5 protein-coding genes are annotated in these 23,587 nt (G+C 70.4%); 4 read left to right on the top strand and 1 reads right to left on the bottom strand.

Going from position 1 to position 23,587, the window contains the following annotated elements:
* On the bottom strand, positions 1-416 hold a 416-nt coding region (locus ACFY1H_RS03975; protein WP_386944419.1), incomplete at its 3' end, for a hypothetical protein.
* 16 nt (positions 417-432) lie between these two features.
* On the opposite strand from ACFY1H_RS03975, the gene ACFY1H_RS03980 reads away from it, so the two are divergent.
* From ACFY1H_RS03980 to ACFY1H_RS03995, 4 genes are all read left to right on the top strand, one after another.
* Positions 433-20,496, top strand: a complete 20,064-nt coding sequence (locus ACFY1H_RS03980) for a TcdA/TcdB catalytic glycosyltransferase domain-containing protein (protein ID WP_386944421.1) — start codon at positions 433-435, stop codon at positions 20,494-20,496.
* Positions 20,486-21,004 (top strand): type VII secretion system-associated protein, encoded by a 519-nt coding sequence (locus ACFY1H_RS03985; protein ID WP_366580527.1) that lies wholly within the window; start codon positions 20,486-20,488, stop codon positions 21,002-21,004. The genes ACFY1H_RS03980 and ACFY1H_RS03985 overlap by 11 nt, the downstream gene beginning before the upstream one ends.
* Positions 21,005-21,023: 19 nt before the next feature.
* A complete protein-coding gene (locus tag ACFY1H_RS03990) occupies positions 21,024-21,926 on the top strand; it encodes an SDR family oxidoreductase (RefSeq protein WP_386944423.1) in 903 nt (300 codons plus the stop codon).
* A 218-nt stretch (positions 21,927-22,144) separates the two neighbouring features.
* On the top strand, positions 22,145-23,587 hold the full coding sequence (locus ACFY1H_RS03995; protein WP_386944425.1) for an amino acid permease: 1,443 nt from the start codon (positions 22,145-22,147) through the stop codon (positions 23,585-23,587).

The raw sequence follows: 23,587 nt of genomic DNA on the forward strand, positions 1-23,587 counted from the left end.
AACGCCAGCCAGAACACGAACGCCAGCCAGAACACGAACGCCAGCCAGAACACGAACGCCAGCCAGAACACGAACGCCAGCCAGAACACGAACGCCAGCCAGAACACGAACGCCAACCAGAACACGAACGCCAACACCAGCCCGAACCCGAAGACCAGCCATACCCCCGCCCCGAAATCCGCTGGCCGCCACACTCCCGCGCAGGCGCCGAAGCCGAAGCGGGGCACCCCGGCGGCCCTCGCGAGCACCAGTGCCAACGCCAGCAACACCGGCACCGGCCCTGGCCCGAACGTCGGCAAGGTCCCGCCCGTCACCGGCGGCAAGGACGATTTCAAGCAGGCGCAGAAGAACTTCCAATTCAAGACTGTCCATGAGACCGGCATCATCGGCACGGTCGGCAACCGCAACGCCGGCAATCAGAACAGTGTGGGCGTGGTCGCGACCGTCGCGGCGACCACCGGCGATGATCTCATCGATCTCGCGAAGAAGTACTCCGGCGGCTTCGACGGGGATTCCCACGAGGGCCGTTTCGGGTTGGTCATCGGCCTGAACGGCGTTGGCAACGATGCGGCGATCTCGCAGAAGATCCAGGATTTCACGCAGAACTGGGACAACCGCTTCCCGGTGGCGGTGGTCGGGTTCACGTGGAAGAACCCGACGACCGACATCATCGATCAGAAGTCGATCCCCTACGGCGGGATCCGGGAAACGATCGTCCGCAACCCCGTCACGGAGAGCCTGGTCCAGCAGATCCGCGAAAACGGCGGCGACAACGAGGTTTACCTGCACATCGGCGACGCCGACGTCAACTCGCTGAACACCAAGAACGGTCCGCTGTTCGATGCGGTGAACACCACCGTCAGCAACAACCCCGAGGGCCCGCCGGAGGTGATCAGCGGCGGCTACGGTGTCCGTCCCGGCGATGGCGTCAATGCCAACAATGCCGCGCGGCTCGACCTCGACGTCCGCAACGCGATGGCGAAGGTCGACTCGCGCAGCGTCTACTTCCCGGAGCCGAACACCTTTGTGCGGCTCAACGGCGGCCGCCTGGAGAACGACGCGACGTTCGGCACGAAGAACCCGAACACGGGCAACTTCGACTACGGGGCCAAGGAAGGCCAGGGTCTGGTCGATTCCGTTCTGGCCCAGCGCAAAGCGGGTTGGGACTACGACGGTCACCTCACCGACATGGCGAAGTTCGACTCCGATCTGGCCGTCGAGACCGACGGCACGCGCATCGCGGGAAAGGTCGGTACGAACCCGGCGAACGTCACCAAGCTGACGCAGAGCCACGCCAACGAGACGACGTGGGCGGACCAGGTCGGTCACTACCTGGAAAACCACACCAGCCTCGACCCGAACCTCGCGAAGACCGCCGCGAAGGTGGCGTTCGACGGCATCAACCCACCCGGGCCCATGCCGAAGGCGCCCACGAAGTTCGGCGACCTCGGAGCCAACCTGCCGCCGGCGGAGCGCAAGGCGTTCATGAAGGGCGTGCAGCAGAACGCCGAAGACGGCAAGAAGCTGCTCGGCCTCACCCTGGGCACCCGCCAGGCCCTCATCCGGAACCTCGGCGGGCACCCCGGTCAGACCTCGTCCGAGGCGCCGCCGAACCGCACGACGACCGACACGCAACACCAGGCCAACACGTCCACGAAGAACCTTCCTGGTCCGAAGGAATGGGGTGGTCGACGCGACACCGCCCCGCCGTCGCGATTGGTGTCGGAGCGGTTCGACCCCAAGAAGGCCATCGCGAACCAGTTCGACGGTGACCGCGAAGGACTCAAGGGTGGCCAGCTCGAAGGCGCCGTCACGCACATCCGCTATGACGTCCGGCGGTTCGAGACGTCGCCGGGCAACTGGGTGCGCGAGTTCACCGTGCCGCTGGACCTCACGTCCTCGACGGGTTCCGTCTCGCTCGACACCCGCAACCAGCTCGCGCAGAACCTGCAGAACCACCTCGACGAGACCGTCAACCAGCAGTACACCCTCCCGAACGGCGACCAGTTCCACGTCACGGTCGACGCGCACGCGAACGACAACGTCGACCCGAACGACGACAGCTGGACCGCGGATCCGAAACGCGGAGTCCCCGTCAACGTCCACGATTCCACTGTGGACAAGAACCCGCCGTCGACCAACCAGACGAATTGGGACGTCCACGACGAGAACACGGGGCTGACCCACGAGGTCATGCACTTCCTCGGCCTGGGGGAGGGCTACCGGAACAGCGACCTCCTCTTCAACCGTCAAGACCAGCCCGGCGTGATGGGGCCCGACGCCTGGACCGATTCGACGCTGACGAAGGACAACCTGGCCAAGATCGAGGAGATCTCCAACCAGGCGAACATCCGCGACCACCACCTCGGCGCCGAGCGCGGCCCGACCCCGAACGACAGCCGGTCGGACATCGGGCAGCACACCGCCGTGGGCCAGAACCGCCACACCCCGGCCGCGGCCCCGAAGCCGAAGAACACGCCGGCTCCCGGCCCGGGTTCGGGGAACAACGCCGGCAAGGTCCCGCCCACCACCGGCGGCAAGGACGATTTCAAGCAGGCGCAGAAGAACTTCCAGTTCAAGACCGTTCACGAGTCCGGCATCATCGGCACGGTCGGCAACCGCAACGCCGGTAACCAGCACAGCGTGGGCGTGGTCGCGACCGTCGCGGCGACCACCGGCGACGACCTCAACGCCCTCGCGAAGAAGTACTCCGAAGGCTTCGACGGTAACTCCCATGAGGGCCGCTTCGGCCTGGTCATCGGCATCAACGGCGTCGCCGGCCACGATGCGACGATCACGCAGAAGATCCAGGACTTCCAGCAGAACTGGGACAATCGCTTCCCGGTCGCAGTGGTCGGTTTCACCTGGAAGAACCCGACCACTGACGTCATCGATCAGAAGTCGATCCCCTACGGCGGGATCCGCGAGACGATCGTCCGCAACCCCGTGACCACCGACCTCATCACGCAGATCCGCGGCAAGGGCGGCGACAACGAGGTCTACCTCCACACCGGCGACGCCGACGTCGACTCCCTGAACACCGACAACGGGCCGCTCTTCGACGCGGTGAACACGACCGTCAAGAACAACCCCGAAGGCCCGCCGGAAGTGATCAGCGGCGGCTACCGCGTGCGCGACAACGACACCGCGCTCGCGAAGTCCGCGGCCGAGCTCGACCTCGACATCCGGAAGGCGCTGGCCGACGTCGACTCGCGCAGCGTCTACTTCCCCGAACCCAACACGTTCGTCCGGGTCAACGGCGACAAGCTGGAGAACGATGCCACGTTCGGCACCGAGAACCCGAACACCGGCCGGTTCGACTACGGCGCCAAGGAGGGGCAGGGCCTGGTCGACTCCGTCCTCAAGCAACGCAAGGCCGCCTGGGACTACGACGGCCACGTTCGCGACATGGCGAAGTTCGATTCGAGCCTGGCGATCAAGACCGACGGCACCCGGATCGCGGCCAAGGTCGGCGCGAATCCGGCGAATGTCACCAAACTGACCCAGAGCCACGCGAACGAGACGACGTGGGCCGACCAGGTCGGGCACTACCTCGGCAACCACACCGATCTCGACCCGAACCTCGCGAAGATCGCCGCCAAGGCCGCGTTCCACGGCCTCGACCCGGCGGGCCCATTGCCGGCGAAACCGAAGAACATGTCCGACGTCGCCGCGAACCTCTCGAGCGACGAGCAGAAAGCCCTCGTCAAGGGGATGCGGACGAACCCCGAGCAGGGCAAGAAGCTCGCGGCCATGACGGTGGGCACCCGCACCGCCCTCATCGACGGTCTCGGCCGGATGAACACCCGCACCTCGGTCCAGGGCACCGCGCAGGCACCGCCGCGCAACCTCCACACCCCGGCCCAGGCGCCGGCCAGGAACACCGACACCGGCTCGAACACCATGCCCGGCACGTTCACGAACTCGAACACCGACCAGAACGTCCGCGGCCCCGAAGTCCACCTGCCGAACGTGGGCGAGGTCGGGCTCGTCGAGGCGGCGCTGCGCAGTTCACGGTTCCAGGGCGTCGACGTCGACAGCGCGAAACCGTTCCTCACCAAGGCCGAGGTGAAGACCGCCACTGACGCGGTGGTCGCCGAAGTCGAGGCGAACCCCGGCGGTTTCGAATTCACCTCACTCACCGACAAGGGCCTCGGTGACTGGGCGGCGAAGCAGCTCACACCGAGCCAGCTCAAGGACGTCGCCCCCGAACTCGAACCCGAGCGCGGTGACAACGACGACGCCGGCCACGTCCGCAACTGGCGCAAGGCGCTCGCGAACCAGCTGGCGAGCCCGTCACCGCAGCACTGGCAGAGCGTCCGCGCGGCGCTCGACACCGATGCGTCCACTGTGAACACCGGCGACCGCCAGGTCCTCGACCACATCGTCGACGAGGTCACGGGGAAGGGTGCTCTCCCGACCTCGGCCGAGCTGGTGACGAAGGGCCTGCAGACGCCGTCGTGGCAGGACTCCCACGTCGGGAAGCGGCTGCCGGACACCGTCGCGCGAGCCCTCGACGTGCGTCTGATCGTGGAGCGCGGCGGGCCGGGCCGGCGATCGGAATACGGGCCGGCGGGGCGTCCCGAGGTGCGGGTCCGCACGCAGAACGGGCAGTACGGCGCACTCGGCGGTCCGTCGCGCCAGGACTTCGTGAGCGGGTTCGAGGCCTCGCTGAGCGACCTGAACGTGGACCAGGTCCGCGACGTCGTCGTCGACCTCAACACCAGTCGGCAGGACCAGGAGCTCGCGAGCATCGCGGACCGGGCGCTGCGGCTCAAGCAGGCGGTGGCGCACGAGGGCGGGCCGGAGGCGTTCGCGAAGGAGCTGCGCGACAAGTACAACGACGTCCGCACCCGGCTGCAGCAGGCGCGGGCCGAGGGCACCATCGTGCCGAAGATCCTCCAGAACAAGGAACAGCAGCAGCGGGAACACCTACGCCGGCAGCACATCAAGAGCCTGGAGACGGTGCAGCAGGACCTCGGTGAGCGGATCACGGCGCTCGCCAAGGACGCGAACGCCCTCGCCACGATGCACCTGCTCGACAACCACGTCGCCGGGCCGAACGCCGACAACCTCGCCAAGCTGACCACCGACCAGCTCAACCGCCTTGACACCCACCTGCAGCAGCGGATCGCCGCCGCGGACAAGGCCGGGTTCGACACCACGCACTTGAAGATGCTGCAACAGCGCGTGCAGAACGAGCCGGAGGTGCGCCGGCTGGCCGGCCTGGTCGCGGCCAAGGGCGTCGACCAGTTCGAGCAGATGATGACCAGCCTCGACGAATCGCTCTCGGAGATGCGCCAGGTCCAGGCCGACGTCGCGCTGCCGACAGGGGTGTGGAGCTTCCTCGGCTACTTCGACTCCACCGGGAACGCCGAGTTCCGCGCCGACCTCGACACCAAGATCCACGAGGGCGAGCAGCACCTGGCCGATGTCCAGCGCAAGATCGGGCTGATCACGCACTCCGATTACCGCGACCGGTTCCACCGGGCCGCGCGGATCTTCACGAACATGCAGAGCCTGGAGGGCAAGACCACCGCCGGCAAGGCTGCGCGGGCGGCGGCCGAGCAGGCGCACGACGGCGGACCGCGCCCCGACCCCGGGCCTTCGCGCACCGGCCACGACTCGGACCCGACACCGGACACCGATACCTCGCCGGACACTGAGACTTCGCCGGACATCGGGACGTCGCCGACTCCCACCCCGGCGCCGAATCTGACTCCGCGCCAGGAGCACGACGCGTTCGTGGCCTCGCTCTACGGCATGGACCAGTCCGGGCTGGAGGCGCTGAAGATCATCCACGGCGATGATCCCGACCGCCTGTCCGCCGTGAACAAGATGCTGGACCTCGACCGGATCGCGCTCACCGGCGGCTTCGACCAGCGCCGCGACGACCTGTCGACCATGATCCACGAGGCGGCCCGCAACCTGCAGGAGCTCACGAGCATCTCGGACTACCTGCCCAAGAGCTTCAAGACCGGCTCGATGGTGCACGACCAGGAGATCCGCGAGTCGAAGCAGGACTTCCTGACTCGCCGGCTGCGCCGCCTCCAGGACCAGGTCAGCCAGCTGGAACAGGACAAGGCCGCAGCGCTCACCGTCTACGGGCTGCACGTGGGCAACGACCCCCAGGCGCACGGCTGGACCTCGGTCACGCCCCACGACCTGCTGTCCATCGAGAGCCACCTCGAGCAGCAGATCCACAACGCCCGGCTCGGCGGCCACCCGACGGAGCACCTGACGAACCTGCTGAACACCGCGAAGAGCATGCGCGTCAGCGACGTCGGCCCCGCACCGCACTCACCGACGGACCCGACACCGGCGCAGCGCAACCGCCACACCCCCGCAGCCGCTCCGACACACAACTGGGACCCCGGCTACGGCGGGTACCACTCGCCGTACGTCACACCTCAGACCTCCTACGGCCCGCCGCCCAGCCAGTACGCGCCGCAACAGCAGCCACCGGGGTGGGTGCAGCCGCAGCAGCAACCGCCCGCGTGGCTGACGCAGAACCACCTGCCGCCGCCGCATTCGTGGGGCCAGCAGACGCCCGCGCCGCCGGCGTGGCACGGGCAGCAGAACCGGTTCCAGCACTACAAGCCCCACCAGAGCACGGAATCGGACGACGAGTACTCGCCGAACGCACAGCCGCTGCCGTTGCCGCCGGTCGTGGACCCGAACCCGATCCCGTACCTCGGCCCGGGCAAGAACAAGCTGTACCACAAGGCGATTGCGATGCCGGGCGCTCCGGGGTCGCAGCGGCTGAGCCCGCACCTGCGAGTCCGCCCGCTCGACTACGACCCGTTCGACGTGCAGACGCAGGCGAACTTCGAAGCCTCCGGAAGCCTGAACAAGAAGGGCCGCCACCACGCGACGGCCCAGGTGTTCGACGACGCCACCCGCCAGGCGGTGACGCCGCAGACCATGTGGCGCAGCGGTGACGACCCGACGTCGTTGGGGATGTCGCAGTCCGAGCGGCGCAACATCAGCCACACCGAGGCGAAGATCATCCGCGACCCCGACGTCCGCGCGACGTTCGGGCGCGGACGGACGTTGGTGATCAGCGGCGAATCGGAACCGTGCACCTCGTGCCGGACCTTGATGACGAACTTCGCCGCGCAGAACGGCGGCCGCATCGACTACGTCTACCGCGACAAGGTGACCGGGGAGAACCGGCGCTGGAGCTCGGCCGACTACATCTCCACACCCGCGCAGTTCAAGGACTACTACGGATACCGGCCCGGCCAGTACCCCGGCGGTCACGCGTCGGCGCCGGATCGCGACTCGACGACGACGTCGCAGACCACCCGGCCCGCAGATCTGCCCGGGCCACAGACCTGGGGCGAGCGCCGAGACACGGCCCGGCCGTCGCGGTTCGTGTCGGAGCGGTTCGACCCGAAGAAGGCGATCGCGGACCAATTCGACGGCAACCGCGAGGGCCTGCGCGGAGGCCAGCTCGAGGGCGCCGTCACACACATCCGCTACGACGTGCGCCGGTTCGAGACGTCGCCGGGCAAGTGGGTGCGTGAGTTCACCGTGCCCGTGGACCTCACTTCCGCTTCAGGCTCTGTCTCGGTCGACGCACGCCACAACCTCGCGCAGGACCTGCAGGAGCACCTGGACCGCACGGTCAACCAGCGCTACACGCTGCCGAACGGCGACCAGCTCCACGTGCGGATCGACGCGCACGCGAACGAGTCCGTGGATCCCGACGACGACCGCTGGACCGCGGAGCCTTCCCGCAGCGTCCCGGTCGACGTCCACGATTCCACTGTGGACGATGGCCCGAAGGACTCCCACGGCTGGCTGCCCACGAACCAGCTGAACTGGGACGTGCGCGACCCGCGCGGAGGCCTGACCCACGAGGTCATGCACTTCCTCGGTCTGGGCGAGGGTTATAAGGACGGCGCCCTGCTGTTCAACCGCGAGAACCAGCCCGGGGTGATGGGCAAGAACGCCTGGTCGGACTCGTCGCTGACCCCGGACAACCTGGCGAAGATCCACGACGTCTCCACGGGCGCCCTGATCCACGACCACGGGCTGGCCGCCCAGGGCCACGATTCGGACGGGCCGGCCCGTGACACCGCCGGGCCGTCGACTCGCACTCCGGAATCCGGCAAAGGGCCGGGCCTGCACACGCCGTCGTCCGCGCCGGCGCACGGCTGGGGCACCGACCCGTACGGGAATCCCTACGGCCCGCCTCCCGCGTGGGCGCAGCAGGGGCCGCCGCCTCCGGCGTGGGCACAGCAAGGCCCGCCGCCGCCCGCATGGCACAGCCAGTCGGACCCGTTCTACTACTACAAGCCCGACCACAGCTCGCTCAACAGCGCCAAGTACTCGCCGAACCCGCAGCCGCCACTGCCGTTGCCGCCCTCGCCGGACCTGAACCCGATCCGGTACCAGGGGCCGTCGAGCAGCGACCTGTACAACCAGGCGCGGATCATGAACCCGGCGCCGTCGTCGGCGCGCCTGAGCCCGCACACGCGGATCCGGCCGCTCGACGACGACCCGTTCGACGTCCAGCTGCCCGTGAACTTCGAAGGCGGGGGCGGTGGCAACAAGGCGGGCCGCCACCACGCGACGGCCCAGGTGGTCGACTCCTACTCCGGTCAGGCCCTGACACCCGCCACCACGTGGCGAAGCGGCGAGGACCCGACCTCGCACCACCTGCCCGACCACATGCGGCGCAAGATCAGCCACACCGAGGCGAAGATCATCCGGGATCCGTCGGTGCGCGCGCTGATGGGCAACGGCCGCACGCTGCGGATCAGCGGCGAGTCGGAGCCGTGCGTGTCGTGCCAGTCACTGATGATGGCGTTCGCCGCGGAGACGGGCGGGCGGATCGAGTACCTCTACCGGGACAAGTACACGAACGAGAATCGGAAGTGGTCGTCCGACTCGCACATCACGGCGCCGAAGCAGTTCGAGAGCTACTACGGCTACCGGCCGTCGAACGCGCGCCCGCGCGGCAGCCGGCACACACCCGCGTCGGCCCCGAGCCGACCGACCGGCGCCACCACCGGGCCCGCGAATCACGCCACGCTCGTTCCGCGATCGGCGCTTTCCCCGGCGCAGAACACCCAGCTGAACAGCCACGGGCTCGAGAGCGTGCTCGTCGGTGGCGCGCACGGCCCGGAGAACTTCCGGCTCGCCGTGGCCGAGAGCATCTCGCAGGACGCGCCGGACGAGCACGCGCGGATCACCACCGCGCTCGAAAACGCGTCGGCTCTCACCGACCCCGACGCGATCGCGACGGCAGGTGGCGTTCGCGTCCACGTGCTCGGCTCCGACGGTACGTGGACGAGCCACGGCCCTGAAACCGGTCGCCCGGTCCACGTCGTCAAGACCGAAGTGGACGGTCGCGAGACCTATGTCGGTACCAGGAAAACCGTCGAGACGTTCGGCGAGAAGCCGGGCTTGGAGGGGACCGCGGAGCAGGAGCGTGTCGTCACCGTCGCCGACGACGATCCGGCGCCCGACACCCGCTCGCTCACCGACCGGCTGCCCGAGTACGCCAAGAAGGGCCAGGCCCTCGGCTCGCTCGTGCCGGTGAACCCGCAGGGCGTGAAGCAGGTCGGCGACACCATCAAGCGCCTGGTCACCTCGCTGGACTCCCGCCGGAACCCGCCGGATCCGGTGGGCATCGACGCCATCACCGGCACGCTCGACAGCGCCGCCTTCGAGTCGTTCCTCGGGCCGGGGCGCAAGTCCATGGTGCGCGTCGGCGAGAAGTGGTACGAGGTCCACGTGCGGGCCGAGCTCGACCTGGACGCGGTGCCGGCCGACGCGATCGCGAAGCAGCCGCACGCCACGATCAGCGACGTCAACGACCAGACGCAGGCCACGCACGCCCAAGGCCAGAACGACACGATCGCGCGGACCGTCGGCACGTCGTACTTCGCGCTGATCCCGCCCGGCGCCTACGTGTCCGTCGCGCCCACGGTTCAGCTCGCGACGGCGGCGCAGACGCACACGTCCACCGTCACCGGTACCGAGCAGCGGGTGGTGCGCTCGGCGGGCGACGTGGACGGCGCCGACGTCAACGTGAAGTACTCGATCACCGTCACCGACCAGGTCGGCGGGCTCACCGGCTCCACTGTGGACGGCAAGGTCTCGCTGCTCTGGTCGCAGGACCTCGGCAACCTCAAGCCGGACGCCGAGGCCAAGGGCGACCCGAAGCCGGACTGGGCCGAGAACATCGAGCTGCTCGCGCCCGAGGCCGTGCTGCTCGACGAGCAGGCGCTGTTCGACAAGGTGGCCAAGCGGCTGCACCCGTCGGTCACCAAGTTCGGCGCGCCGGGGCGGCAGGCGTTGCGCGAGTTCGTCAGCGGCGGCGGCATCCGCGGTGTGCTGGGCACCGCGCTGCAGGGTGGCCCGGTCGTGTCCAGCGACTTGCTCAGCCCCCACGGCAGCCACCGCGACGCCGTGCAGCTGCAGGCGCGGCCGAAGGACGTCGACCTCGTCGGCGTGGTGCCGGGCGACAGCGAGCTGCGGTTCAACGACTCGTCGGTGAACGGCGGGGCCACGGCGGCGGCGTCGAAGTCCGGAATGGACCTGGCCGTGACGGTCGGCGGTGGCTCCTACCTGCCGGGCACGGTCAGTGGGCTCGTCGGCGTCAGCGGGACGGTGTCCTCGAAGGTCACCGAGACGGCGACGGGCGGCACCGGCGTCACGGCGAAGAACACGGTCGAGGCCAAGGGCGACATCGGGATCTACAAGGTGAAGGTGGACGTCGACGTCGTCACCTCGGCCGGCGAGGTCGAGACCGTCGAGGCCACCGCGTACGTCCGCATGGGCCTGCCCGAGGCGAAGGCCCAGGGCCTGCCCGTGCCGGGCGACACCCGCGACAAGCTCACCGACGTCGGCAAGCGGTACGAGCCGCCCTACCTCGCCGCGGCCGCCGCCGCGGGCCACGTGCGCACGGGCTCGTTCAGCCCGGCCGCGAAGGTGCAGCCGCAGATCGAAAGCGCGCTGCGCGACCGGCCCGGGATGGAGAAGTTCCTGCCGCGCTGGGACAAGTTCCAGGCCGACGACAAGAGCTCCAGCCGCGACATCGCCGAGCGCTTCGCCAACCTGCGCAAGCTCACGGCCACGTTCTCGCCGGCCGCGCTCAAGGCCAAAATGGACACTCTGCTGGGTCCGGGTGTGTCCGTGCAGCTCAAGCGGCGCGGCCTGTTCACCGACGAGTACATCAGCGTCACGGTGAAGGCCAAGCTGTCGCCGGGCCGGCACCTCGGGCAGGCCACCGGACGCTCGGTCAAGGGCTCGGTCGCCACGGCGCCGTCGCTGAGCAGCGCGACCACTGTGGACAAGAGCTGGTCGGTCGGGCTGGAAGGCCGCATGGTCATCCCGCAGCCCACGTCGATCGCGACCTCCAGCCTCAGCCCCGCGGTCGTGCCGATCCAGTACTCCGACGCGTACACCTGGAAGAACTCCGGCGGCCCCACGGTCACGACCACCACGAGCCTTTCCGGCAGCCCCGACGCGCAGGTGTTCGAGCACGACGTGGAGTTCGACGTCGAGATCACCAGCTACACCCGCAACCGCCCGTGGGTGAAGCGCCTGACGCCCGGCTCGCCGTTCCGCGCGACGCCCAAGGTGTCCACTGTGGCCAAAACCGGCGACCCGGCGCTGCCGAAGATCTCCGGCAAGGTCGACCTGTGGGTCAACGACGGCTCCGCGCTGAAGAAGGACCCCGGCGACTTCCTGCCCGGCAAGCCCGGCACCACCGTGCTCAACAAGAACGACACCCCGACCATCGACGACCTGCTGGCCGGTCCCAAGCCCGACCAGCCGAAGTTCCTGCACGTCGAGGCGTTCACCAACACCGAGGCCCTCCGTGACGAGGCCCTGCGGCAGCTGGAACGCGCGTCCGACGGCGACGGCGTGCTCGGCCTGTCCGGCGGCGAGGCCCGCAAGCGCGTGGACCGCATGTTCTCGCCCGAGACGTTCCGCGGCGGGCTGCCGAAGTTCCTGCGCCAGGGCGCGCGGGCCGGCGGGTTCCGCTACGAACGGCGCGTGGCCGACCGCGTCGGCGGGCTCGGCATGAACGTGGCGCTCAGCAACCCGAAGGTCGTCGTGGCGTCCGACGCGGGCGGCAGCGAGACCACGTTCGCCGGTGGCGCGAAGGCCGCGTTCGAGCAGACGCACAAGCAGGCGCTCGAGGGCAACGTGCAGCTCGGTGTCACCATCCGGCCGGACGGCAGTATGGCCACGGCCCACGGTCAGGGCCAGGTCTACGCGTCGGCCAAGTGGAGCCCGTGGACGCGCACGTCGGGCAGCTCCACGGAGGTCAGCGCGAGCGTCGACCACCTCAACCGCGCCAACGCCAAGGGCCGCACCGTGCTTGTGCAGTACGACGCCGACGTGCGGCTGGTCGCCGAGACCCGCCAGGAGAGCCTGGTCAACGGCTCGACCTCGCGGGCCGGCGCCGACGTGAAGCTGCCCGGCGCGGTGTACGTGCGCATGTCCGAGGACCAGGCCCGCGAGCAGGGCCTGCTGCCGGAGGTCGAGCCGCGCACCGCGCCGCCGGGCAAGATGGCGCCGCCCGCGCTCGTCGGCCGCGAGTCCAGCGCGCTGGGCGCCGCCGTGATCGAGGACGCGCCCGACCTGTCGCAGCTGGTGCGCGACGCCCGCACCGCGCTGGGCCGCACCGGCGACAAGCTGCTGCCGAAGTCGGTGCTCGACGACTCGATGACCAACCTGCAGCGCACGCTCGACCTCGCCTCACCCGACGCCGTCACGTCCCTTGTGGACAGTGCGCTCGACGGTGGCGCGCCGCTGCTGCTGCACGACGCCGGCGTCTTGTCCACCGACACCTACCAGGTGCTGCTCAAGGCGACGATCACCGACACCGAGTTCCTCGACGTCGTCCACGACGGTGGCGAGATCGACCACGTCGTGAGCGCCGCCGAGACGGACAAGGAGAACGCCGGCCACGGCTCGTCCTACGGCGGCCAGTTCCGCGGCGCCGGGCGCGGCCTGTTCAGCGACACCAAGCCGGACGTGAGCGGCTACGAAGGGCTCACGCTCGGCGTTTCCGGTTCCAAGACGAAGACCGACCAGACGGTGTCGGCCACCGCGACGACCAAGGGCAGCAAGGCTTCGCAGAGCGGCCCGGCCGTGCGTTACCGCCACCAGCTGAAGTTCGAGCTCGTGGTGCAGCGCGGCGGCAAGACGTACCCGGTCACCGAGCAGAACGCGAACGTGACCGTGCGCTCGGCGGCCGACGACCACCAGATCAGCACCGAGGGCCAGGCCCCGAAGGCGTACGCGCCGCGAACCACCGAGCTCACCGCCGCCGACACGACGCCCGAGAAGCTCGCCGAATGGCAGGCGCAGGGCGTGGGCAAGCTGCCGCCGTCGGCGCACACCGAGGGCGTACGCGGGTCGGCTGCCGTGCAGGCCGGGGCTGTGCGTGCGTTGCGGCTCGCGGGCGCCGGCAGCGGCCTCACCGGCCCGGGCACCGGCGCGAACAACACGCTGGTCACGTCGCTGACCAACGAGGTCCTCCAGGGGCACCTGCCGGCCATGCTCGACGGCCCGCTCGCCTCGCCCGACCTGCACGAAGCGTCGCTGATCAAGAACGGCCACGGCAGCGTGAAGGTCTACTCGCGCCTGGTCAACCCGGACCTCACGGCACTGAGCGACACCGTGAAGCTGGAGCGCACCGACCAGACCACGGCCACGTTCACGGGCGAGGCGAAGGAAGCGCTCAGCGGCGAGAACCAGTACATGCCCGGCGTCGGCGGCATCACCGACCCGAAGGACAACTCGCATTCGTGGAGCGGCGCGGACATCCGCAACCCGGCGGCGATGAGCGATCCGACGGCGACTGTCGCGGGTGGACAGCGGTCCACCGTCGCGAAGCCGAAGGGCCGCAGCGGGCTCGTCGGGTTCGACGTGGAGTACCGCGTGGTCGCCGACCTCGGCCGCGGCCGCACGGCGGCGGTCGAGGTGAAGGTGCCGGCGTCGGCGCTCGTGCGAATGTCCGATGTGGACCTCGAGAAGCTGCTCGGCGAGGCGCTGCCGGACGCGATCACCAAGGCGCAGGACGCGGTGAAGGACGCGGCCGCGAGCTGGCGCAAGGCCGAGGAAGCGGTGGAGACGGCCCAGCACGAGGCCGACGACCGCTGGCTCGACGGGCGCGACCGCGTCAAGACGTTGGCCGAGGACGCGAACGGCCTGGCCGTGGAGACCGACGCCGACCCCGCGCGTGAGCTGCGTCAGGCCCTGACCGACGCGGAGAACGACGCCAAGGACGCCGGCCGTGAGCTGCGCGAGGGCAATGCGGAGATCACGCGGCTGCAGGACGTCTCCGAGCAGGCGCTGGCCCTGGCGGCGGTCACCGACGAGGGCTCGCCCGAGCGGCAGCAGCTGCTGGACCAGGTCGCGCGTGCCGAGCAGGGCGTGCGCGACATCCGCACCGCGCAACCCGCGCTCGTGCAGCGTCGCCAGGACGCGCAGGACCGTGCGGAGCAGCTGGCCGACGTCCTCGACGCTTACCGCAACGACAATTCCGACTTCACCTCCCGCCGCGAAGACGCCCTGCGCGACGTGCGCGAAGCGCGGGAGAAGGCCGACGAGGCGCGCAAGAAGTGGTGGCAGGCCAAGGAAGAGGTCGACTGGCGCCTCGCCACGCACGTGTGGCCGGCCAAGAAGGTCGAGTCCCGCTTCGACCCGCGCTCGGCCGAGCACGTCGTCGAGGCCCCGGACACCGCACCCGACACCGAGCCCGCGACGATCTCGGGCTGGGACGTCAACGCGGACCGGCCGTACGACTTCGACGTCGACGAGGTCCAGCTGCACCAGGTCACGGACCGCTCGGGCAAGGTCGTCGCCGTGTCGTTCCTGCCGGCCGCCGAGCAGACGTCCGCGGTCGAGCACGACTGGGTCGCCGACAACTCCGGTGAGGTCTCCTCGCTCGACGAGGGCGTGACGTCCAAGACGCTCGACCCGGTGGTCGCCGAGGCACGCCGCAACGGCACCACGCCTGACCTGGGCGGACGGAGCTTCGGCGACTGGGCGGCGAAGTCCGCGGCGCCGTGGGGCAGCGACACCGGCGACACGTTCTTCGTCTTCGCCCACGGCAAGCCGCAGTCGGTGAAGCTGACGCTGCTCGGCGGGCAGACCGTTCGGGTGGACGGCAAGACGTTCGCGCGGATCGTCGCGAGCTCGGCGCCGTTCGCGCAGGCCGGGCCGAAGTCGTCGGTCACGCTCATCGCCTGCAGCACCGGCCAGACCGACGGACCCGGCGGCGTCGCCCACGACTTCCAGCGCGCGCTGAGCGACCTCGGCGGGCCGACGACGGTGCACGCGCCCACGAAACCCACCCTGTTCGGCCGCGACACCACAACGCTCGGCAAGGCGCTCGGCTCCACCGGCGCGTTCACGGCGGTCACGGACGGCGGGCACTTCCGGACGTTCGGCGGCCGCCCGGGTGACGAGACGATCGTCGACCTCGTCCGCGAGCTCGACACCAGCCCCCGCACCGAACCACCGGCCGGGCCGATCTCGCCGGCCGACCACGACGGCACGTTGGCGCTGGCGTCCACTGTGGAGCGCCAGCTGGCAGACACCGCCGCCCGCACCGGTGAGCTGCGGCTCACCGACGTCCACGACCTCGTGGCCCGCCACGAACGGCCCGATGTCGTCTACTCGGCCGTGCTCACCCACCTGGCCTCGGGTGACACACCGGTGCACGCCGTGGTCGACGTCCGCCGCGACCCGGACACCGGCGAGTGGACGCGCGTGCCGCTGCCGCCGATGGCGCGGGGCCTGATCACGGTGACCGGCAAGGGCACCTGGAGCGCCGACGAGCTGGCCCGGCCCGCGCGGCTGATCCCCGCGTGGACCGAAGGCCCGGCGCGCGAGACCACGCACACGCGGCCCGACGCCACCCACTACGCCGAGACGCTCGCCGAGCACCACCTCGACGGCGAGCCACTGCCGCCGGTCACCGTGCCCGCGGACCGCGTGGACCAGTTCAACGCCGACGTCACGCGCCTGCTGGGCGAGCGCGGCTTCGGGGACCTGGCGTTCGGCCACCTGGTGCGCGCCGACCACACGCGCCTGACCGGCGAGGTCGTCGGCGAACCCGGCGTGACCGTCGACTTCGCGCCCGGTGCTGTCACCACGACCGTGCTTTCCGACCACACCGGCACCGCGCGCGGGCTGACGTTCCTCGACCCCGCCGAGGCCACGAAGGTGCAGACCTGGCTGCAGCAGACCCGGGGCGAGAACCTCGTGGTCGAAGCCGACCCGGACGAGATGCGGGCCTTCGCCACCGGCGCGACCAACGACCTGCGCGGCCGTGGCCCTGGCGACGGCGGCATTCCCGTGCGCACGCCGTGGGCCGACGAGCTGGCCGAGGGCCGCACGTTCCTCGTCACGGGCCACGGCGAGGAAACCCGGGTGAAGGTCGCCGTGACCGGCCCGGACGGCACGCGGCGCGAGGTCTACGTCGACGGCGAGACGCTCGCGCGGATCGTCACCGCGTCGCCCGAGTTCGCCGATGCGCAGCCGGAGTCGGTCACGCTGTTCCAGTGCGCGGCGGCCCGGCGGCTGGGCCCCGGCGGGGTCGCGCACGACTTCCAGGCGGCGCTCGAAACGCGTGGCGGGCCGTCGATCGTCCACGCGGCCACCGACTCCGTGCTGGCCAACCACCGTGACGACAGCCCCGATGACGAACCGTCGGCCCCGCTCTTCGGCGCCCGCGACGACGCGTTCACCGCGGTGGTCCGCGGCGGTCACTGGGAGACTCTCGGCCGTCCGCTCGACGCCGACGCCGTGGTCGACGAGCTCACGAACGCGCTGCTCAAGAACTGGCGCTACGCCCGGGTTCCCGCCACGGCCGGCCCGATCCGTCTCGCCGACCGCGCCCGCACGCTGTACCTGACGGCCGAGGTCGTGAACGCCGTCTACGACCGCGCGCCCGACGACGAGGTGCAGGCGCTGCTCGGCCGACACGAGGATCCCGAGCTGCTCGCCGCCGTGGCCAACGAGTACCTGCGGGCAACGGCCGCGCCCGATGAGCTGCCGCCGTACGACTCCGCCGCCGAGCTCACGCAGGACCTGCGCGCGACCTCGGCCGACCACGGCCCGGCGCCCGCCGGCGCGCCGCTGCTCGGCCCCGACCTGTTCGGCTTCTACCGCGCTCCGGAGCCGCCCGACTTCCTGCGTGGCCACGACTATTCGAACCTCACCGCGGGCCAGGGCCTCGCGCTGCTGGACACGCTCGACCTCACCCGGGGCGTGCCGGTGCTGCGCGACTTGGCCGACCCCGCGAACCTGCCCGACCTGCGGGACTGGACCGTCGAGCACACGCGCGCCGACGACCGGCTGTCCGCCTGGGCACCCGGCGACGTCGAGCCGCTGGAAAAGACCACCTCGACACCGCTGCTCATGCATGCCATCTGGCTCGGCGGGCCACTGCGTGACGCCGGCACGATGAGCGCGTTCCGCGACAACTTCGGCGGCGCGGCTTCCCGGCTGCACGACGGCGTGGTGCCGGTGCTGTGGACGGACGTCCCGCGTTCGCAGATCGAGCTCGCGCTGACCACGGAGCCGCCGGCCGAGGGCCCCGACCCGCTCGCCGACGTGCGTGACTTCGTGAACTGGGCGCAGCAGCACCACGTGCGGCTGGTGAACGTCGACGAGGTGTTCTCGAGCGAGAACCCCATGCTGCTCAACGAGTTCTACCAGTCCGAGACCGGCAAACTGACTGGTCCGGGTTACGCGGCGGCCAGCGACATCCTGCGCATGGAGCTGATGAACCGCTTCGGTGGCCTCTACACCGACGGCGACAACGTGGTGGAAAGCCTCGAGGACCTGTTCCACGCGGCGACCTCGCGCGAGGGCTACGCGACGCACCGCATCGGCATGAACGTGGCCAACTCGGCGTTCGCGATGAGCAAGGGCCACCCGTTCGCGCGCGTGCACCTCGACGTCGTGCGCGAGAACTACGGCAAGACGCAGCGCAACCTCATGCCGCCCGAGGCGTACGACCTGCCGCCGGTGTTCTTCCAGATGCCGCAGGGCCGCGTGCACCGCAACTCGATCATCGTCCGCACCGGGCCCTCGGCGTTGTCGGGCACCGCGCGGCGCATCGGCCTGCCGTCGGCGTTCGACCTGCCGGAGATGACCGACATCCGGATGAACAGCGACGGCAGCTGGCTCAAGCCGCCCGCCGCGGGGACGCGACCGGTGTCGGGGCGCGACGAGACGCTGGAGCTGACCCAGCACGTGGTGCAGAGCCTGGTGCGCGGGCTGTACAACCGCGCCGGCGACCTGCACCTGACCGCGGTCGAGCCGGCCGTGCGCCGCCACGCGGACCCGGACCTGGTGTGGGATGCCGCGTTGTCGTTCCTCGCGGCGGACCCGGAGCTGGCGCCGCTCGTGCGCACGGTGACCGACGGGCACACCTACACCGCAACCGACCACGACGTGCAGTTGCCTGCTTCCGCACGGGCTCTGCTGGACATCGATCCGGGCCGGGTGCACCGCGCGCTGGGCGAGGTGCAACACGGGGCCACGCTGCGGAACCCGGACGACGCGGTGCTGGTGTCCGATGTGGATAGTCCACTGGAGACCGGCGCGCGCGAGCTGGCGCAGGCGTTGCGGGCCGTTGAGGGTGAGCTGCCCGCGATCCACGTGACCGGTGGTGATCGCGCGCGGGCCCGCGAGGCCGCGCGGGAGCTGGCCGGACACCTCGGCCGCGAGCTGGGCGACCGCGACCTGCTGGCGCGGGTGCCGGTGAAGATCCGCGTCGCCGACGGTTCGGGTGTCACCGTCTCGTTCCGGCCGACGCAAGGTGCCGCGGTGGAGTTCTCGCTGGACGCGCCGGCCGTTTTCAGCGGTGTCGACGGGAAGCCGTACGCCTCGGAGTCTGCGCCGTTCGCTGGCTACCGCGGTGCGAAACCCGGTGTGGTCATGAAGATCGACGCCGCGCCCGGCGGCAGCGCCGAGCTGACGCAGGCGGCGGACCGGCCGCCCACGCTCGTGCTCGCGTCGGGCGCGCTGGCCGCCGAGTTCACGCAGCACGTGCGTTCGTCCGGAATGGACCTTCCGGTGCACGCCACCCCGAAGCCGTCGCCGGACAACGTCGTGGACACCTTCCCGGCCGTCTCCTACCTGGTTTCGGGTGACCACGCGCTGACCGAGGACGATCGCCGCACGATCGCCGAGCTGGGCCAGGCTGCCGAACACGGCTGGTGGTACCGGCCGTCGATTCCCGTCGGCCCGGTGCGTCTCGACGACCGCACCGGCACGCTGGCGCTGCTCAGCGGCGCCGTCAGCGCGTTGCGCTCGGGCGGGACGGCGCTCGACCTCACGGCTGCCGCCGACATCGTGGCCCGCCACGAGCAGCCCGATCTCCTGTGGACGGCGGCACTGGAGCTGGCTTCGCACAACGCCGACGTGCAGCACGTGATCGACCACCGGCTCGTCGACGGACGCTGGCAGCAGGTCCGGCTGCCGCAATCGGCGCGCGAGCGGTTCACGGTGACGGGCAAGGGCGTCTGGCGCGACGGTGCGGTTTCCCGGCCCGTGCGCCTGAACACCGGACCCGGTCCTGCGAGCGACTTCGGCGTTGAGCCGGTGCCGTTGCCGCTCGACGACTCCGTCGCGCAGTGGATCGCGGAGTCCACAGTGGAACGCACGGCGGACGGACTGCCCGCGCCTCACGTGCAGGTCAGTGGCCCCGACGACGTGCGGGCCGAGTTCGTCGCGCAGGTCCAGGCCAAGCTGACGGAGCTGACGCCGGCCGGTGTCACGCCGCACGCGGCGGCCTCGATCGTCACCCCCGGTCCCGGTACCGACGCGCTCGCCACGATCTCGCTGCCCGCCACCGCGGCACCGGCCACGCTGTCCGCCGCCGAAACCGCCGTCGCCGTCGGGCTGGCCGAGGAGTACACGCTCCTGCAGCTGCACGGCGTCGCCGACACCCTGCTCGCCAAGACCGGCCGTGAGGCCTTGCTGGACCTGGCCAACGAGGTCGCCCACGGCACGGACGTCGGCCGGGCCGCCGACGCCGTCGAGGTCCTCGACCGTCATGGCGCCCTCGACGCCGCGCTGGACAACGGCCTGTTCCTGGGCCAGTTCCGCAAGATCCTGGGCCACGCGGACGCCGAGTCCTACGCGCGCGACCTCGCCACGGCGATCCGCGCGTTCGCCTCGGAGAAGTTCGCGCCGGACGTGCTGAAGGAGGCCGTGCGCGGCGCGCTGGAGGGCTGGCGCGGCGGGCCGGGTACGTTCGAGCAGCGCGTGGAGCGGACCCGCGACACGCTGTGGGTGATGCGGCGCCTGCACCTGAGCAGCCTGGCGTGGCTGAACCGCTGGCGTACCGCCGAGCACATCCGGCAGTACGCCGCGCGGATGAAGGAACAGGCAGCGAAGCAGGACGCGATGCTCGCCAAGGTGAGCGAGTCGGAGGACGCGTTCCTCGCCTCGGTGGGCGAGCCGCACGCGAGCGGAGGAGGCGCCGGCGATGGCGAATGACCAGTGGGTGCTGCTCGTCGACCCGGCGTGGACGCCGTCGTCGACCGAGGACGGCGCCGAGGTCGCGGCCCCGCCGCTGGCCGCCGTCGTGGGTGGCTGGCTGGCCGGTGAGGACGGCGCGGTCGGCCGCTTCGAGGCGAACCCCGCCTACGAACCGTCGGGTCCGGGTTCGCCGAGCGACCCTCTCGACGCCGTGCTTCGTCTGGTCGCCCGCGGTGACGCCGACGCCGGCCGGCTCGCCGCGATCCTGCGCGAGTCGACCGTGTCGGTCGCCCTCGACGTGGACGACGAGCCGCTGGTGGCGCCGTCGCCGGACAACATCCCGTGTGTGCTCGCCACCACCGCCCCGGCGCACCGCACCCGCGTCCGGGCCGCCGGCTGGCTGCCTGTCGCGGCGCGCGACCTGCCGGCGTTGCTCGAAGGTGGCGTTGACCTGCTGCTCAACCCCGGCGCCCCCGGGTGCACCCGCCTGCTGGCCGACACCGTCCGGGACGCGCTGGCGGGTTGACCGTGTCGCACTCGAGGTGATGGCTGATCTCCGGAACCGGGTGGCCCTGGTGGCCGGCGCGACCCGCGGCGCCGGGCGCGGCATCGCGGCGGCCCTCGGCGAGGCCGGCGCGACGGTGATCTGCACCGGCCGCAGCAGCTGGGAACGCGACGGTCACTCCGACTACGACCGCCCCGAGACCATCGAGGAGACGGCCGCGCTCGTCACCAGCCTCGGCGGCACCGGCGTGCCCAGGCAGGTCGACCACCTCGACCACGAGCAGGTGCGGGTGCTGGGCGAACGCGTCCGTCGTGAACACGGCCGGCTCGACGTGCTGGTCAACGACATCTGGGGCGCCGAGCGGCTCAAGGGCGGCCCGGCCGACTGGAACACACCGATCTGGGAGCACGACCTCGACGACGGCCTGCGGATCCTGCGCCTCGGCGTGGAAACGCACCTCGTGACCTCGCACTACCTGCTGCCGCTGCTCGTTTCCCAGCCCGGTGGGCTCCTCGTCGAGATCACCGACGGCACGCTGGCGTACAACGCGTCCCAGTACCGGATCTCCGTGTTCTACGACCTCGCGAAAGCCTCGGTGAACCGGCTGGCGTTCTCGCAGGGCCACGAGCTCGCGGCGCACGGCGGCACGGCCGTCGCGATCACGCCGGGCTGGCTGCGTTCGGAGATGATGCTCGACAACTACGGCGTCACCGAGGAAAACTGGCGCACCGCGCTGGATTCCGACCGCCCGGGCGGCCTCCCGACCGCCCCGCCGCCCTTCGCGCAGTCCGAGTCGCCCCGGTACGTGGGCCGCGCGGTGGCGGCGCTGGCCGAGGACCCGGAGCGCGCACGGTGGAACCAGCGGTCGGTGAGCTCGGCGGAGCTGGCCCGCGAGTACGGCTTCACCGACGTCGACGGCACACAGCCGGACAGCTGGGCTTGAAACGCGTTTCGCGTTTTCCGGCCCGGGAGTCCGTGAATTTCGGTTCTATCGGGCACATTTGAGAATGGCTTGAGGTTCGCAGCTCAAATCAACCCTAAGTTATCGCCGCTCCCGTTGCGGTCGGATGCGGTCCGACCACATCATGATCTGGCACGACACAGTGGTCGGCCGACCCCTGCGTCACGACACGCACTTTGTTGTCAGAACAGGGGAATCACATGTCGCCCTCGGATCAGACGGCGGTCGCCGAGCCGCCGGAAACCTCGTTCAAGCACGAGGAAACCGGGTACCACAAAGGACTGAAGAACCGTCAGGTCCAGATGATCGCCATCGGCGGCGCCATCGGGACCGGCCTGTTCCTGGGCGCCGGCTCGCGCCTGCACAGCACCGGTCCGGCGCTGGCCGTCGTCTACGCCGTGGCCGGGATCATCGCGTTCTTCGTGGTCCACGCAATGGGCGAACTGGTGATGCACCGGCCGTCTTCCGGATCCTTTGTGTCCTATTCGCGAGAATTCCTCGGCGAGAAAGCCGCGTTCTTCGCCGGCTGGATGTACTTCCTGAACTGGGCCACGGCGGGCGTCGCCGATGTGACCGCGGTGGCCAAGTACACGCAGTTCTTCTGGCCCGACCTGCAGCAATGGATTCCCGCGCTCATCGCGTTGTTCGCGATCCTCGCGGTGAACATGGTGTCGGTGAAGCTGTTCGGCGAACTCGAGTTCTGGTTCGCCGCCATCAAGGTGCTGGCGCTCGTGGTGTTCATGGTCGTGGCGATCTTCGTGCTGATCAGCCGGACACCCGTCGACGGCGTGGTGACCGGCCCGAGCCTGATCACGAGCAACGGCGGCCTGTTCCCAACCGGCGTGCTGCCCGCGCTGCTGATCCTGCAGGGCGTCGTGTTCGCGTACTCCGGCGTCGAGATGGTCGGGGTGACCGCGGGCGAGACCGCCAACCCGCGCAAGGTCATCCCGAAGGCCGTCAACTCCGTCGCCTGGCGCATCGGCATCTTCTACGTGGGTTCGGTGCTGCTGCTGGTGATGGTGCTGCCGTGGACGGCGTACAAGAGCGGGGAGAGCCCGTTCGTCACGTTCTTCTCGAAGCTCGGCATCCCCGCGGCCGGCGGCATCATGGACGTCATCGTGCTCACCGCGGCGCTGTCCAGCGTGAACTCGGGCCTCTACTCCACCGGACGCATCCTGCGCTCGCTCTCGATCGCCGGCTCGGCCCCGAAGTTCACCTCGAAGATGAGCAAGAGCGGCGTCCCCTTCGGCGGTGTGCTGCTGACCGCCGCGGTGTACGTGCTCGGTGTGGTGCTCAACCTCGTGGTGCCGGGCGAGGCCTTCGAGGTCGCGCTGGAGTTCTCGGCGCTGGGCATCATCGGCATGTGGTCGATGATCGTGATCTGCCACCTGGCGATGACGCGCAAGGCCGCGCGCGGCGAGATGTCCCGGCCGGCGTACCGCCTGCCGGGCGCGCCGTACACGAACTACGTGACGCTGGCGTTCCTCCTGCTGGTCCTCACGATGAGCTGGTGGGGCGGCACCACCGGGCGGATCCTGATCTACAGCATTCCCGTGCTGGCGCTGGTGCTGGTCGCCGGCTGGCTCGGGGTCCGCGGCCGCGTCCGCCGGATCGCGGCGGAGCGGCAGGATGAGCTGACGTAG

The organism is Amycolatopsis sp. NPDC001319, from assembly GCF_042896185.1.
Classification (GTDB): Bacteria; Actinomycetota; Actinomycetes; order Mycobacteriales; family Pseudonocardiaceae; genus Amycolatopsis.